The organism is Parasphingorhabdus sp. DH2-15, assembly GCF_051668705.1.
Classification (GTDB): Bacteria; Pseudomonadota; Alphaproteobacteria; order Sphingomonadales; family Sphingomonadaceae; genus Alterisphingorhabdus.
Genome location: NZ_CP196351.1, coordinates 105,222 through 121,494 on the forward strand (window position 1 = coordinate 105,222; position 16,273 = coordinate 121,494).

Annotated in this window: 13 protein-coding genes; 2 read left to right on the forward strand and 11 right to left on the reverse strand. The window is 53.4% G+C overall.

What is annotated here, in order from left to right:
- Positions 1-40 precede the first annotated feature (40 nt).
- Positions 41-616 carry a hypothetical protein gene (locus ACR9YC_RS00490; protein WP_438728637.1) on the reverse strand — a complete coding sequence of 192 codons (576 nt, stop codon included), beginning with the start codon at positions 614-616 and terminating at the stop codon, positions 41-43.
- A 25-nt stretch (positions 617-641) separates the two neighbouring features.
- On the reverse strand, positions 642-2,141 hold the full coding sequence (locus ACR9YC_RS00495; protein ID WP_438728639.1) for a hypothetical protein: 1,500 nt from the start codon (positions 2,139-2,141) through the stop codon (positions 642-644).
- A gap of 143 nt (positions 2,142-2,284) precedes the next feature.
- On the opposite strand from ACR9YC_RS00495, the gene ACR9YC_RS00500 reads away from it, so the two are divergent.
- Positions 2,285-3,706 (forward strand): hypothetical protein, encoded by a 1,422-nt coding sequence (locus ACR9YC_RS00500; RefSeq protein WP_438728641.1) that lies wholly within the window; start codon positions 2,285-2,287, stop codon positions 3,704-3,706.
- Positions 3,707-3,752: 46 nt separating this feature from the next.
- On the forward strand, positions 3,753-4,745 hold the full coding sequence (locus ACR9YC_RS00505) for a DUF805 domain-containing protein (protein ID WP_438728643.1): 993 nt from the start codon (positions 3,753-3,755) through the stop codon (positions 4,743-4,745).
- A gap of 16 nt (positions 4,746-4,761) precedes the next feature.
- Here the strand turns inward: ACR9YC_RS00505 and ACR9YC_RS00510 are convergent, their stop codons facing one another.
- From ACR9YC_RS00510 to ilvD, 9 genes are all read right to left on the reverse strand, one after another.
- Positions 4,762-6,042 carry a M20/M25/M40 family metallo-hydrolase gene (locus tag ACR9YC_RS00510; RefSeq protein ID WP_438728645.1) on the reverse strand — a complete coding sequence of 427 codons (1,281 nt, stop codon included), beginning with the start codon at positions 6,040-6,042 and terminating at the stop codon, positions 4,762-4,764.
- A gap of 133 nt (positions 6,043-6,175) precedes the next feature.
- Positions 6,176-7,222 (reverse strand): 3-isopropylmalate dehydrogenase, encoded by a 1,047-nt coding sequence (gene leuB, locus ACR9YC_RS00515; RefSeq protein WP_438728647.1) that lies wholly within the window; start codon positions 7,220-7,222, stop codon positions 6,176-6,178.
- A 3-nt stretch (positions 7,223-7,225) separates the two neighbouring features.
- Positions 7,226-7,804, reverse strand: a complete 579-nt coding sequence (gene leuD, locus ACR9YC_RS00520) for a 3-isopropylmalate dehydratase small subunit (protein ID WP_438728649.1) — start codon at positions 7,802-7,804, stop codon at positions 7,226-7,228.
- Positions 7,801-9,249: a 3-isopropylmalate dehydratase large subunit gene (gene leuC, locus ACR9YC_RS00525; RefSeq protein ID WP_438728651.1), complete on the reverse strand. Its 1,449-nt coding sequence runs from the start codon at positions 9,247-9,249 to the stop codon at positions 7,801-7,803. The genes leuD and leuC overlap by 4 nt, the downstream gene beginning before the upstream one ends.
- A gap of 12 nt (positions 9,250-9,261) precedes the next feature.
- The gene (locus ACR9YC_RS00530) at positions 9,262-10,854 is read right to left on the reverse strand and encodes a 2-isopropylmalate synthase (protein ID WP_438728653.1); all 1,593 of its coding nucleotides are present in this window, start codon (positions 10,852-10,854) and stop codon (positions 9,262-9,264) included.
- A 181-nt stretch (positions 10,855-11,035) separates the two neighbouring features.
- Positions 11,036-11,611: an acetolactate synthase small subunit gene (ilvN, locus tag ACR9YC_RS00535; RefSeq protein WP_438728655.1), complete on the reverse strand. Its 576-nt coding sequence runs from the start codon at positions 11,609-11,611 to the stop codon at positions 11,036-11,038.
- On the reverse strand, positions 11,611-13,437 hold the full coding sequence (locus ACR9YC_RS00540; protein WP_438728657.1) for an acetolactate synthase 3 large subunit: 1,827 nt from the start codon (positions 13,435-13,437) through the stop codon (positions 11,611-11,613). The genes ilvN and ACR9YC_RS00540 overlap by 1 nt, the downstream gene beginning before the upstream one ends.
- A 56-nt stretch (positions 13,438-13,493) precedes the next feature.
- A complete protein-coding gene (gene ilvC / locus ACR9YC_RS00545) occupies positions 13,494-14,504 on the reverse strand; it encodes a ketol-acid reductoisomerase (protein WP_438731885.1) in 1,011 nt (336 codons plus the stop codon).
- A gap of 40 nt (positions 14,505-14,544) precedes the next feature.
- Entirely contained in the window at positions 14,545-16,209 is a 1,665-nt protein-coding gene (gene ilvD / locus ACR9YC_RS00550) for a dihydroxy-acid dehydratase (RefSeq protein WP_438728659.1), read from the reverse strand.
- Positions 16,210-16,273 lie beyond the last annotated feature (64 nt).

Genomic DNA, 16,273 nt, shown 5'->3' on the forward strand with positions numbered 1-16,273 from the left:
CATTTGTTTCAGATAAACAGTTCTCATCCATGCCATCGCCTTAAAGTGGTAATGATGGCTGCATAATATCCGGCGTGGCCAGCTTAGTGCCGCCCGCATAGATAAGCGCAGACAATATAATCAGGCCTGCTGGCCAACCCCAGGCCAATGCGGGCTGTAATTTTGTCGGCCAAAGACCAAAAAGTTCAGTAAAATGGGCGAGTGCGCCCAATATAATAATCAGAATCAGCATGGTGGCGATCAATTTCGTCCAACTCGGCCGCAAAGCCTTAAATTCATCCGGTGTGCTGGCCTTTTCGGCCTCAATCGCTGCCTGAGCAACAAAAGCGATGCCAAACAATAAGGGGATCACCATCGCAATGGCATACCAGTTAAGCAGGCTGCCCTCGGCACGCTCTGCCTCACGTTCCAAAAACTGGTCGAGAGCGACAATATTTTCCTGAATCTGCTCTTCGGTCAGTCCATCGCCATTTTGCTCGGCCAGATTTTGCTCATAGCGCTCAACAATCTCTGCATTAAGAGATTCACTGCCGCTGACAGACAAGGATGCCAAAAAGCCAACGGCCAAGGTCACGACCAGCCATAGTCCGAAATATTTGGCCAAAGCATTTACCATTTACTATTCTCCGTGATGGCCGGCATTATTCGACCTCCAATACAAAGTGCGATACAGAGCGCGTGACAGTCTCGCGTCCGTTTTCAATCAATTCATTGGTGAGCATCCGTCGCAAAGGCTCCAGCCCGGGCGCGTTGATTTCTCTGCGGTTGCGCAAATTGGCAGTAATTTGCGCGCTCGACATCGACCAGCTGGTCATCCATGCCGCGGCGGGATGATCGGGAACAAGGCCAGCCTGACCGGCTGTCAGCTGGACAAGATAGGTGCCGGGATTGCGGATTGCGGACAGGTCAACAGTATCTGCGGTGAGAAGATAATTTATCTTTTGCCCCTTTGCCTTCCAACCAGTTTTGGGCAATTCAGGGGCCGCTATCCACATGGTGGAGAAGCATTCCGTGCTTTGTGCTTCGCCTTCAGACAATTGCCAGATGCGTGATGATTGGCGTGGCTCGTCACCAATAACTTCATAAGGTGCCACGGTGGCATTGGCTTCCAATGCTATCGACAATCCCTGCTTGGCATCGTCATTTTTCGTCTTGTCCTTATCAAAGTTTAATTGCTGCAATGTCCCCAATTTACGGGCCAGCAAGGGATTAGTCGTCGCGCGCTTAGAGCGAAAGCCGGTACGCGTGCCGCGCACTTTGGCCGGTGCATATTGTAAACTGCCCGCAGATTGCCCGAACATGGCAAAGGCGCGCCGGGCGGATTCAGTCCCAGGGCCGCCCAGACCCTGGGTTTCGGAAGTGGACAGATAATCGTGAAATGACCTGACATGCCTTGGCTGCCCGATCATCAACATAATCAAAGGCCTGCGTCTCAGCTTGGCGGGGTAGGTTTTTCCGGCATGATATATAGGACCATCAAAAGGCACACGCAGGCCCAAAATTCCAATGGCCAGATTATCTTCGGTCACAGCTGTGCGCAGTTCGCCGCCAACAGATGCTTCAAAATCATCCGCGGCCGACGTGTCGTCTAGCATCAGATCGGTGACAATGATGGTCAATTGTTCATTGCCGTTTTTGGCATTTTCGGTGCGCTGTTTGGCGACCAGAGCCAAAACATCGGTTATCCGGGTTTCGGTACCTGTATAAACGGCTGGTTTTCCATAGTCCTCAGGCTCGGCTAGTGGTTTTGTGCCGATTATTTTGTCGAACCGGTAAAAATCGACCTGGCCTTTTTCAGCACCCTTGTAAATGGCACCGCTGCGGGTGTAATTCTTGGTCTCGGTGATGAAATTTGCAATGATGTTGGAGCTGCCCTGCGAAGGATTAACATATCCTCGCATACCGGCAGAGGCATCAAGATAGACCGCAATGCGGCTAGGCGCATCTTTGATGGCTTTTTCGCGGTCCAGAAAGTCGGTAACCTGACTGGGCAGACATACAGATGCTGTTTCAGGTGCGGCCTCGTCTTTGCCGCTCATAAACAGAAAAAAATACGCTCCGGCCAAAATCGCCAGCAAGGCAATTGCGCCCAGTGCGATTCCAATCATGTTGCCATTGGCCTTCTCGGTTTTGCGGACCAAAGCCTCTCTCTCCCTCAAAATCATTGCTGGTCTTGCGCAACCTGAGCGATTGCATCTCCCCAATCACTATTTATCATATGGTAAACCAATCGATTCGCAAGCAATATAATTTGACGAAAACTTGTGATGGGGGCGCAAGTTATATGGCAAATAATCAAAGAAAATTGACCATCATTGTCAATGATGGGCGCAAACTTATCAGGCTTCCTAATGCAAAAAAGTGGCGTATTGCGATTGATAATAAACTTATCGATAGAAACACCATTGTCACTTGCGAGTATGAAGGTGGAGACCGCAGCGATATTATGGCGCGGGACTGCCCCGAACTGGCAGTTTTACTTGATGAATATCTAGGCCCGGAGCCTGAAGTTAATGATGCACCGCTAGCCGAAACACCGCCTGAAACGCCAGATGATGCTTCTATCGAACAGACCGTTAACTTCACCATAGTTGGCGATGACGATGCAGTGCCGCAAGGCGAAGATGCAGCTAAAGCGTCCCTTGCTGCTTCAGCCCCTATTGTGGCTCCACCAATCGTAACAGAAACGCAATTGCCTCCAGCTGCTCCGCCTCCTCCACCCCCTACCGAACCCGCTGTCGAACCTCCTGCTGAACCTGATGCACCCGAAGGTGTTGCCGAGCCTGTACGCGGTGTTTCTCCTTTACTTGTGGCGCTTTGCATTGCGGTGCTTTGTGGCGGCATAGTGTGGCTAACCATTGCTACTCGCAGCACAGATGATGGGGAGTATGCGGCATATGAAGAGCCAGAGCCTGAATCGGTTATTCGCTATGTATCTGCTAAAGCCAATTTGCGGGCCGAGGCAACAGGCACAAGCCGCGCAAGGGGCAGCATTGCACGCGGTCAAGAAGTGCAAGGCTATTATGTTCCCAGTATTGTTGATCCATCGATAAACTGGTTCCGTATCACCAGCGGTGAGCATGCAGGCAAATTCACCTATGGTCCCAATTTGGTGGAAAATGAAATGCCTGCAATTGAGACCTTTTATGCAGGCAAATACAGGATTTTGGCTGATACGGTGCAACTTTCACAGCCAAGCGATACATCGCCCCAAAAAGGTTCAAAGACTGTCTCCATAGGAAGCGAATTGGAAGTTATGGGGACAGTGAATGGCAAATATGCCGAGATATATAATGGTGCCGGGGATATTGGCTATATTGATTGGCGCTATTTTGGCGGGCCAGGCGGCAAGGGGGAGCGCGCGACCATTCGTATTGTGAATAATTGCAACAGCAGCAAGAGTTTCTACTTTGCCTGGAAGAGGATAGCGGGGGATTGGCTTCTGGTTGATCGTTATATCAGTGCCAATAGCAGCTATGAACTGCGCTCACGTGAAGGAGAGGCGCTGACCAATACATCAGAGCTATATTATTCGATTAGCCAGGGGCAGCGCCCACCTTTCAACACCATCAGCTATAGCGGCGCTGGCGAATATACATATCGGGGTGACAATAAAAGCTATAAACTCGCTAAAGCTCTGCCAAGGCTAACCTCTCAAGGGGTCTATGAGGTAACTTTTGAGGGTGCTTTGTGCGCGACAGAGTAATGGTTTGCGGCCGATCAAGCCATTATAGCGCGGGAAGGGAATGACAATGTCTTCTTCGCATCAGCCCGTTATCATCGTGGATGATGGTCAGCGTAAATATATGCTGTCTAATGCGCGCAAATGGCGGCGCGCTGTTGATGCACGGATGATTACATGGGAAACCCATATTGAATATGAAGCGGAGGCCGACAACCGCATCAGCATGGCTGCTGGTGATTGCCCTGTTTTAACCAATATATTGCTGGAGATGCTGGGGCCTCGACCCATAGTGCCTTCGCCTATCCCCGCGCAGAAAGCCGAACAAGAAGGCGAGCTTGGGATAGAGGCTGATAGTGTTTCTGACGCCGAACCTGATCAAGATATAAACGCTCCAGATGCCAATATTTCTGAGACCAATAATCTGGAGGATAATGCGCTATCTGCACGTGCGGCCAATGATGCATTAACAGCAAATGATGAGTCCGATCTGGAGAAGCGCTTGGCTGCTCTTGAGCGCGAAGTCGACGCCGCAACAGAGAGTGTTCCGGCTGTTCGCAAATCGGGCCAAGGCCTATCGGGCGACAAAAAGGCGCAGCGTGGAAATACCACATCGCCTTCTCGCCCACCTGCTTATCAGCGGGCACGGCGCAAAAGCAGCGAACCTGCGCAGCGCCCTTGGGGCAAGAATGATATATTTGAAGATCTGATGACGCCAGACGTAAAGCAGGACGATAAATTGCCTGCTAAACGGCCAGCAACTATTCCGCCTGAAGAGAATAATGCTTTTTCATTCGCTGGCAGGATTGGGCGCAGCACATTTTTTGCGCATAGTGCAGGTGCAATTTTTATCTGGCTGATTCTGCTAGGCTGGCTAGGTGAAGATTCCTCTTGGCTGGGTATGGCGTCAATAGCTTTAATATGGGTGGCATTGGCAGCCAGTGTGAAGCGATGCCGAGATATGGGAATTACCCCATGGTGGCTGCTCGTTGGTTTGGTGCCTGCTTTTGGCATTATACTTTTGCTGATTTTGCTATTCTCTCCAACCAAAAACGGCAAATAAGGACAATGTGCATCGCTTAGTCGTTGGTTTCTGCCAAAATGGTCAACAGCAACACTTGCAGGGCAATATGGGTGTCTTTGTCCTCCCAGCTTTCATTGGGCGCATGGGCGTTACGGCTAATACCGCCACGGCCTAGAGTGATGGCAGGGATGCCCAAGGATAGTGGAATATTGGCATCGGTTGATGAAGCAACCTGCTGCGGCTGCATACCCAATTGACGGATCGCGCTCATGGCATTGGTCACCAAGGCCGCATCTTCGGCATTGCTGCCAGCGGGGCGCTTGCCAACCGATGTAATCTCAACCGTGAGTGGGTCATTGGCGCTGCGCCGTGCATTCTCTACCTCAAGCGCCTCGGTCATTGCGTTCTGAAAAACCACATCAAGTGCTGCCAACTTATCAGGATTGGCCGAGCGCATATCGACCTCCATCCAACTGGTAAAGGGGATGGAATTGATCGATGTGCCGCCGCCGATCCGACCAACTGAAAATGTCGCTTTTGGTCCTTCTTGCGTTATCGGCGTTGCGGCCTCAGTAAAGCGTGTAATGGCTTCGGCTAGCGCTTGATGCGGATGGGCACGGCCAAAAGCCCCATAGCTATGACCGCCAGGGCCGGAAAATGTAACACGGTAACGATGAGAGCCGACAGCTGTCGTAACCAATCGGCTAGCCCCGCCGCCATCAATGGCGACCATGCTGGAAATATTCGGGCCGCCTTCGGCAAAAAGTGCGCGCACCCCGCGCAAATCGCCCAGCCCTTCCTCACCGACAGATCCGACAAACAGAATATCGCGCGTGGTCGTGATACCATGCAGTTCCATCACTTCAGCTAGCGCTAGCAACGCAACCAGCCCTTGAGAATTGTCACCAATGCCCGGGGCAAAATATTGATTGCCCTCACGCCGCACGGTGACATCAGTACCGGCAGGGAAGACAGTATCCAGATGCGCAACAAGGGCCAATGCGCCGGTCTCTTTGCCTGTTCCTGCGCGACGAGCGATGACATTGCCTGTGCTATCAATGGTGACATCAGTAAGGCCAATATCGCGCAGTCGCTGCGCAAAGTCCGCGGCGCGCGCTTCTTCGGCAAATGGCGGTGCTGGAATTTCGGTAATGGCGATCAGCCGCTCAATATTTTTCTCACGCATATCTTCAAGCGATTGCAGCGCAGCGCTCACCTTTGGCTGCGCTGAAATATTCGCGATACGCTGGTCAGTATTTTGTGCTTGAAGCGGCGCTAAGGCAAGGCCAGCGAGAGTTGCAAAGATGATGAATGGGCGAAATGGTAAAAGCGACATGCACGGGCCTTTGGCGAATAATGGGGATGGGTTTTGGAAACACTAGCCCATTGCCATACCATGCCGCAAGCAGCATGACGGGCGCGCAGCAAGCGGCTACAACATTGCCGGATAAATTTCGCTAGCGCTAATTTTAGAGCTGGCCCGCAATTGCTGCGGCTGCGGCACTGCAGCCTGTATCGCCGCCCAGATCATGTGTGCGCAGACCGGAGCCAAGAGCGCTTTGCACGGCAGCTTCAATTGCCGCGGCAGGTTCTTCCAAGCCAAGACTATGACGCAACATCATCGCAGCAGAGAGGATCGCGCCAATAGGGTTAGCAATATCCTGGCCTGCAATATCCGGTGCAGAGCCGTGAATAGGTTCGTAAAGGCCGGGGCCATTGGTTCCCAAAGATGCCGATGGCAACAGGCCGATCGAGCCGGAAATGACACTGGCTTCATCGCTCAAAATATCGCCGAACATATTTTCGGTCAGCATAACATCATAAGCTGACGGGTCGGTGATAAGTTTCATTGCCATAGAATCGACCAGCTGGTGCGTTAGTTCGACATCGGGAAATTCATCCCTGTGCAGGGCATTGACCGCATTGCGCCATAATCGACTGGTGGCCAGCACATTGGCTTTGTCAACGCTGACCAACTTGCCGCTACGTGCCTGTGCAGCGGTGAAAGCAATGCGCGCAACCCGTTCCACTTCTGCGCGGCTATAGCGGCATAGGTCAGAGGCGTTTTCGTCGCTCTCTTCACGTTCGCCAAAATAAACGCCGCCGGTTAGTTCGCGCACGATCAACATATCTGTGCCGTGCACACGCTCAGCCCGCAATGGGGAGAAGTCCTCTAAGCCGGTCATGATTGCAACGGGCCGTAAATTGGCAAATACCTGCATTTGGGCGCGCAGAGACAGCAGGCCTTGTTCGGGCCGCACTGGTGCGCCATCATATTTCGGGTCGCCCACTGCGCCCAGAAAAACTGCATCGCTCGCTAGGCAAGCAGACAATGTATCATCGGGCAATGATGTGCCGGTCGCATCAATCGCAGCCCCGCCAAACAGCTTCTCATTACAATGCAGATTTAGCGTAAATTTGGCTGCAACGGCATTCAATATTGTCTGCATTGCGCGCGTGACTTCAGGTCCAATACCGTCACCAGGCAGCAAGATAATATTATGTTGATCGGTCATGATTCAGCTCTGATTTTGTGCGATTTCGAAACGGCTAATAGCCTCACGCTGCGCCAGTAACGCGCCGAGCGGATCCACCCCGTCGAGCAAGCATTGGCGGGCAAAACGTTCGATTGTGAAGTGGCAGCTTATGTCTTGTGCACTAAGCTGCTCATTCTCCAGATCTACCGTGATGGATAGGCCGGGCTTGGCCAGCAATTGCGCGTGAATGTCAGCAGGCACTTGCACTGGCAGCAAACCGTTTTTCAGGGCGTTGCTGGTAAAAATATCGGCAATGTCAGAGGAAATCACCACACGAAAACCAAAGTCCAGCAGGGCCCAAGGCGCATGTTCACGCGATGAACCGCAGCCAAAATTCGGTCCGGCCACCAATATCTGATGGGTGGCCGTGTTAACATGGTTGAGCACATGATTGTCACGCAGCGCACCATTTTCATCGCGCCGCCAGTCATAAAAGGCTTTGTCGCCCAGTCCTGCGCTTTCCGTTGTGGTTAAAAAACGCGCCGGAATAATCTGATCAGTGTCGATATCGACTTGCTCCAATATCACGCTTTTGGATGTCAGCTTGGTAAAAGGGGTCATGCCGCGCTGCTTTCTTCTGTCTGGTCACTATCGGCAAACTGGCCGGCAAATTGGCGTGGGTCAGCCAGATAGCCATTTACTGCGCATGCCGCAGCCGTAGCGGGGCTAGCCAGCATGGTGCGCACATCTTTGCCCTGCCGCCCTTTAAAATTGCGATTGGAAGTAGAAACGACCAGTTCGCCCGGTTGCCCTTTATCGCCGTTCATGGCGATACACATGGAACAGCCCGGCTCCCGCCATTCCGCGCCAGCAGCAATAAATATACTGTGCAGTCCTTCGGCTTCAGCCTCAGCCTTGATAGCTTCTGAACCCGGGGCTACCAACATGGCGACATGATCTGCAAGTGTACGGCCGCGCAAGATATTTGCCGCAGCACGCAAATCGGTCAGCCGCGCATTGGTGCAGCTGCCGATAAATACCCGGTCAACGCGCACAGCATCAAAATCCTGCCCGGCCTGAAGCTGCATATAATCCGCAGCCTCACGCGCATTATCATTGGCCAGCGCAGGGTGCTGCCCGTTAATTGCCGCTGCTGCATCGGGGGAGACGCCGTAAGTAATCATTGGCGTGATCGCACTCGCGTTAATCTCTATTTCCTGATCAAAATGCGCATCATCATCGCTGTGCAATTGCTTCCACTGAGAGACAGCGTCGGCCCAGTCTTTGGTTTTGGGTGCGCGCTCGCGACCTTCCAAAAAGGCAAATGTTGTTTCATCAGGCGCAACCAGACCGACACGCGCACCAGCCTCTATTGACATGTTGCACAATGTCATACGCCCTTCCATATCCAGCGCTTCCACTGCGGGGCCAGAAAATTCCATAGCATGGCCCTGTCCGCCATCAGCACCGACATGGGCGATCATCGCCAGCGCCATATCCTTGGCAGAAACCCCTGGTTGCAACGCACCAGTAAAGCGCACACGCATGGTTTTTGCTTTGCGCTGGAACAGGCATTGCGTCGCCAGCACATGGCCAACCTCTGTTGTGCCAATACCAAAGGCCAGTGCGCCGAATGCACCATGGGTGGAGGTATGGCTATCGCCGCACACAATCGTCTTGCCCGGCTGGGTCAGGCCCAATTCGGGGCCGATAACATGCACAATACCGCGCCGGTGATCCCCTAGACCAAACAGCTCTATGCCATAATCAGCGCAATGGTCTTGCAGCGCTGCAACCTGCATAGCGGCATCTTCGGTCGCATAGGGCAGGCTGCCATCCTTATTGGCGGGCAGGGTCGGCACACTATGGTCCAAAGTGGCTTTGGTCAGATCAGGTCGCCGTACATCCAGACCGCGCTCTTTCAACACGGTAAAGGCTTGCGGTGAAGTGACTTCGTGCACCAGATGCAGATCGATATATAATATCGCAGGGCTGTCCTCGCCCTCTGGCGCCACCAGATGGGCATCCCATAATTTGTCATATAGGGTTTGGGGAGTGTCAGTCATATCGTTTCCCACTCAAGCTGCCTTCTCGCGTCCTTGAGCCACCAAAGCGGCATTTACAGCCACAACAAAGGCGCCCACTGCGGCATAGGCCACATCGACTTCACGAATAGACCCTTCATATTCGGCTCCATCAATATTGATGACCGATTCTGCACGCACATTGCGGTCGGCACCATCGGCGACGTGATGAATATCCAATGTGCAAATGCGTCCACTCACATCGGCAATGGCGCAAACGGCATGAAAGGCAGCGTCAAATGGTCCCTGGCCCTCACCAATGATGGTTTTGCTGGTGCCATCTTCATGCTCCATCACCACACGGGCATTGGGCTTATGATCGGCATCAATGGCATATTCCATCTCAACTTGACGCAAACGCCATGGCCCAGCGCGGCCCGGCGGCATATTGGACCCTGTGACAAGGCGCACCAGATCATTATCGGTCACCTCGCGCTGTGTATCCGCCAAGGCTTTGAATTTTACAAACAGCTCATCCAAACGGGCCTTATCGGCTGACAGGCCAATAGCCTCAATACGGGATTTCAGCGCATGCTTGCCCGAATGCTTACCCAATACGATAGAGTTGCTGGGCATACCCACCGCTTCGGCGTCCATAATTTCATAAGTGCGCTTATCCGCCAGCACACCATGCTGATGAATGCCTGCCTCATGCGCAAAGGCGTTTTTGCCGACAATCGCTTTATTGCGAGCAATGGGCTGGTGGGTCACTTGAGTCAGCGCGACACTGGTTGGGTAGAGGCGCGGGGTGTTGATCTGTGTGGTCAGGCCAAAATGGTCGCGCCGCGTGGCCAATGCCATCACGGCTTCTTCCAATGAGCAATTGCCTGCCCGCTCACCAATGCCGTTCACCGCACATTCGATCTGCCGTGCACCGCCGCGCACTGCGGCCAGTGAATTGGCAACCGCCAGACCCAGATCATCATGGCAATGAGTTGAGAAGGTAACGCCAGCAGCGCCGGGCACTTCACTGGTCAGAAACGCGAACAGATTCTGGATTTCCTCCGGCGTGGTATAGCCCACAGTATCAGGGATATTGATGGTCGTTGCTCCGGCCTCAATCGCGGCCTGCACAGCTTCAACCAGATAGTCACGTTCTGTGCGGATGGCGTCTTCGGGCGAAAATTCGATATCGTCACAGGCCGACCGCGCATGCGCGACCAGATCAGTGATCGCGGTCAATATCTGTGATTTCGACATTTTCAGCTTAGCATCACGGTGCAATGGGCTGGTGCCGATAAAGGTGTGGATGCGGCGGTTCGTTGCTGGGCTTGTCGCCTCGGCCGATGCATCAATATCGCGGATATTCAACCGGGCCAGTGAACATATGGTCGGGCTGTTGGCGCCATCGCCAATTTCTTCTGCGACAGCTTTGACCGCTGCCATATCGCCGGGTGAGGCCGCAGCAAATCCGGCTTCGATAATGTCGACATTCAGGCGCGCCAGTTCACGCGCCATAACCAGCTTGCCCGCTGTGGACATGGAAAAGCCGGGTGCTTGCTCGCCATCGCGCAAAGTGGTGTCAAAAATTTTGACATGGTCGCTGGCAGGGGTGGGTTCAGTCGAAACGGTTTGTTCGGGCGTCATGGGGCGCTCCTTGATCACGAATTTTCACAAGCACATTTTTGCGCGTAGGGCTATTATTTGCTTTCATTGCCAGATTGAGGCCCAATAGAAGCAGTAATCCAAGGGTTAATAGTGATAGCAGTGATAATATCATCGTCTTCTCCTTGGGTTGGTTAGCCGGTTTGGTTCGTGAATATCGGGGTCAATTGGCTTCTGCGCCGCGCCGGATGCTCAATACGCCCGTGCGTGAGTTCTCGACCAATCCTAATGGGCGCATCAGGTCAATAAAGGCATTAACTTTGTCGCGTGTGCCGGTCACTTCAAATACAAAGCTGTTATGCGTGATATCAATGGGCCGGGCGCGGAAGATATCGGCGACCCGCATGGCTTCCAATCGTTGTTCACCGCTGCCCTCAACCTTGACCAGCGCCAGTTCACGCTCAATTGCGTCGCTTTCTGCCGTGACATCGATAACCCGTCGAACCGGCACAAGACGTTCCAATTGCGCCTTGATCTGGGAAATTTTTGTCGCGGTGCCGCTGGTCACAATGGTGATACGTGAACGGTGTTTCATCACATCGGTTTCAGCAACGGTCAGGCTCTCAATATTATAGCCACGCGCAGAGATCAGTCCCACAACGCGGGCCAATACGCCCGGCTCATTGTCAACAATTGCTGCCAATATGCATTCATAAATGGCCGGATCACCTGATGAAACCGGATAGACCGATTGTGATGGCGCCATATTATCAGGTGTATCATTCGGGGTATCACTCATCAGACCAACACCTTGCCCGCTGCAGAAATTTCTTCGCCAGTCACCGCGCCGCCCAGCAACATATCATTATGCGCTGCGCCTGATGGGATCATCGGAAAGACATTCTCTTCTTTGGTGACGCGGCAATCAAACAATACCGGCTTATCACTCTTAATCATGGCGATGATTTTGTCGTCCAACTCATCCGGATGTTCTGCACAAAAGCCTTCGCCGCCATAAGCCTCTGCCAATTTGACAAAGTCAGGGAGAGATGCGGAATAGCTTTGTGCATAGCGCTTGTCGTGCAGCAATTCCTGCCATTGGCGCACCATGCCCAGATATTCATTGTTCAGGATGAAGATCTTGATCGGCAAGCCATATTGAATGGCAGCAGACATTTCCTGAATACACATTTGTACCGACGCATCGCCGGCAATATCAATGACCAGAGCATCGGGGTGCGCTTCCTGCACACCCAGAGCGGCTGGCAGGCCATAGCCCATGGTGCCCAAGCCGCCCGACGTCATCCAGCGATTGGGCTGCTCAAAATGGAAATGCTGCGCAGCCCACATCTGGTGCTGGCCCACTTCGGTGGTGATATAGGTGTCATAGCCCTTGGTCAGCTCATATAACCGTTCAACGGCATATTGTGGTTTGATCAGACTATCCGATTTTGCATAGGCAAAGCTGTTCTTGCCGCGCCAACCAGCAATTTCTGCCCACCAGCCATCCAAACGGGCCGGGTCGCACGGGCTATCTGCTTCGGTGCTTTGCCATTTTTGCAGCAATGCAGCCAAGATTTTGCCCGCATCGCCAATAACCGGCAGGTCAACCGGCACATTTTTGTTAATTGAGCTAGGGTCAATATCGATATGAATTTTCTTTGATCCGGGGGAGAAAGCATCAAGCCTTCCGGTTACCCGGTCATCAAAGCGCGCGCCGATACAGACCATTAGGTCGCAATCATGCATCGCATTATTGGCTTCATAACTGCCATGCATACCCAGCATACCCAGCCATTGCCGATCTGATGCTGGGAAAGCGCCCAGCCCCATCAATGTAGAGGTCACGGGAACATTGCTGGCATGGGCAAGCGCACGCAATGTCTCGGACGCTTCTGGCCCTGCATTGATGACGCCGCCGCCTGTATAAAATACTGGTTTGCGTGCGCTGCGCAGCATATCCACTACCTTGGCGATACGCTCATCATCCATAAGCGGCTTGGCAACTATTGGCCGCGCCACTGCGTCCGCCTTGGCTGTATAGGAGCCACTCTCAAACTGTACGTCTTTGGGAATGTCGATCAGCACTGGTCCGGGCCTGCCCTGGGTGGCGATATGGAATGCCTCATGCACCACTCCGGCCAAGCGATCGGCATGGTCGACCATATAATTATGCTTGGTGCAATTGCGGGTGATGCCGATCGTATCACATTCCTGAAACGCATCCGTACCGATTAACGGGCGCGCCACCTGCCCCGTAATGCACACCAGAGGAATGGAATCGAGCAAGGCATCGGTCAGTCCGGTAACGGCATTGGTGGCCCCGGGGCCGGATGTGACCAGCACGATGCCTGGTTTGCCGGTGGAGCGCGCATAGCCTTCAGCGGCATGTACTGCGCCTTGTTCGTGCCGCACCATGATATGCTTGATGGTGCCGCGCTTATCCAGCGCATCATAAATCGGCAGCACTGCCCCGCCCGGATAGCCGAAAATTACCTCTACGCCCTGCTCTTCCAATGCATCAAGCAGGAGATCAGCTCCTGATTTCTGCACAGCACCATCCTGCGTTGCAGCAGACTGGCCGTCGCTTTGGCTTTGCGCGGGCGGAGGGGTAATCGCATTCATGGTTTCGTCTCTCTTTGTCGGCATATCCCGGGTTTTGCGTATCCGGATAGGCCGGTTTAGCTGCCTTTGGTGTTTGCGCCGTCTTGCAACCACGGCATGAGCGAGCGCAATTCCTTGCCAGTTTCCTCAATCGGGTGATTGAGATCAGTGCGCATCATCTGGTCATATTTCACTTTGCCGGTCTGATTTTCCAAAATCCAGTTCTGGGCAAAAGTGCCATTCTGAATGTCAGTCAGCACTTCGCGCATCCGGTTTTTGGTCTCATCATTGATGACGCGCGGACCAGAAGTAAGATCGCCATAAGCCGCCGTTTCAGAGATGAAATCGTGCATTTTGGCAATACCGCCTTCATAGAGCAGATCGACGATCAGCTTCAGCTCGTGCAAGCATTCATAATAGGCGATTTCCGGGCGGTAACCGGCTTCGGTCAGTGTTTCAAAACCCTTCATCACCAATTCGGTAGCGCCGCCGCACAATACGGCCTGCTCACCGAACAAATCGGTTTCGGTTTCTTCGCGGAAGGTTGTTTCCAATGTGCCAGCGGTCGTTCCGCCAATCAAAGAGGCATAGGATAATGCCCGTGCTTTGGCGTTGCCAGTGGCATCCTGATGCACGGCAAACAGGCAGGGCACACCGCGACCACGCTCATATTCACGGCGGACCAGATCGCCCGGACCTTTGGGAGCGACCATGATGACGTCAACATTTTCAGGCGGCTTGACGCGGCCATAAAGAATGGTGAAGCCGTGCGCGAAAGAGATGCAATCGCCATCATTCAATGCCGGAGCAATGTCTTCCTCATAAATGCTCTCATGGCTCATATCGGGGGTCAGCATACAGATGACATTGGCTTGCTCTGCTGCCTCACGCACTGGTGCCGTGGTCAGGCCGTCTGCTTTGGCTTGCGTATCGCCTTTGCCGCCCGGACGTACGCCAACAATGACGTCACAACCGGAATTTTTCAGGTTGAGCGCATGGGCACGCCCCTGACTGCCATAGCCGATAACAGCAACTTTGCCCTGTTTCAGGACTGCGCCATCTGCATCTGAATCTGTATAAACCTTAATCGCCATTTTCTTCGCTTTCCTTATGGTATCAATATCGTGTTTAGAAACTTTTTGACGTCACTGCGCCATGCGCCGCTGATGAGACGAGCCGGGCAAATTTGTCGAATGCTCCGCCCAGAGAATTGAGCGGACGTGGTACAAAGGCCGCGCGGCGTGCCTCCCAATCAATATCCGCATTGATGGTTCGCTCCTCTGCGTTGATGGTCAATATATCGCCCTCTTCAATCAGCGCGATAGGTCCGCCATTGGCAGCTTCTGGTGCGACATGACCAATGACAAAACCATGGGACGCGCCAGAGAAACGCCCATCTGTTATCAGTGCTACCTTGCCTGCCAGACCTTGTCCGGCAACGGCGGCAGTGACCGCCAGCATTTCGCGCATGCCCGGGCCGCCGCGTGGTCCCTCATAGCGAATTATGACGACATCGCCTTCATTGATTGCGCCTGATTGTACAGCCTTGAAAGCATCATCTTCACATTCATAAACCCTTGCTGGGCCGGTAAAGCTGCCATCATCATAACCAGCGGTTTTGAGCACTGCGCCTTCGGGCGCCATATCGCCATATAAGATGCGCAGGCCGCCTGTGGCTTTGACTGGGTTATCAACCGTATAGACCACTTTTTGGTCAGGCGTTTCAGGCGCATCCTGCAACTCTTCGGCCAGTGTTTTGCCACTGACAGTTGGCGCGTCCGTCAAGCGTCCGCCTTCTAGTAAACGACGGCCGAACAATGCCATGCCGCCTGCATCATAAAGGTCGCGAGCGAGGAATTGCCCGCCGGGTTTTAGATCGGTGATAACCGGCGTTGTGCGTGATAATTCATCAAAAATATCGATGGTAAATGGCACATCTGCCTCGGCAGCGATGGCCGCCAGATGCAGCACTGCATTGGTGGAGCCGCCACTGGCAACAACTGCCGTCGCGGCATTGCGCAGGCTGGCCTCAGTCACGAAGTTGCGCGCTGTAATTTTGCGTTTGGCCAAAGCCGCTACCAAACGGCCACAGCGTTCGGCCTCAACAGCTTTATTGCCATCAACCGCTGGCGGATCACCCGCGCCCATTGGTGCCAGTCCCAAAAAGGCCAAAGCCATGGCCATAGTGTTGGCGGTAAATTGTCCACCACATGCACCTGCACCCGGGCAAGCGGCACGTTCGATACGGTCCAGTTCGCCATCATCAATATCGCCGCGGCCATGGGCGCCAACAGCCTCAAAAACATCTTGAATAGAAAGGTCTTTGCCCTTGCTATTGCCCGGCAAAATGGTGCCGCCATAGAAAATCAGTCCAGGCACATCCATACGCGCCAATGCCATGGCCGCGGCAGGCAGGGTCTTGTCACAGCCCACCAATATCACGGCGGCGTCGAGTGAGTGGCCGCGCACGGCCAATTCGATAGAATCGGCAATCACTTCGCGCGAGATGAGGGAGGCACGCATGCCTTCGCCGCCCATGGTAATGCCGTCGGATACCACAATAGTGTTGAAATCAATCGGTGTAGCACCACCTGCGCGGACACCCTGACGAATAGGCTCAGCCAGCGCATCAAGATGCATATTGCAGGGTGTAACATTCGACCATGTATTGACCACGGCGATCATCGGCTGGGCAAAATCCTTATCGCCATAGCCGACCGCACGCAACATCGCACGCGCTGGTGCCTTGGACGGGCCTTTTGTAATGGCATCTGATCTTTTGCTGCTTGTCATTTGCTGCTCGGCTCTTTCTTCATTTCCTGGGCACTATCTTAACATCGGTCTTCAGGTTATTCGG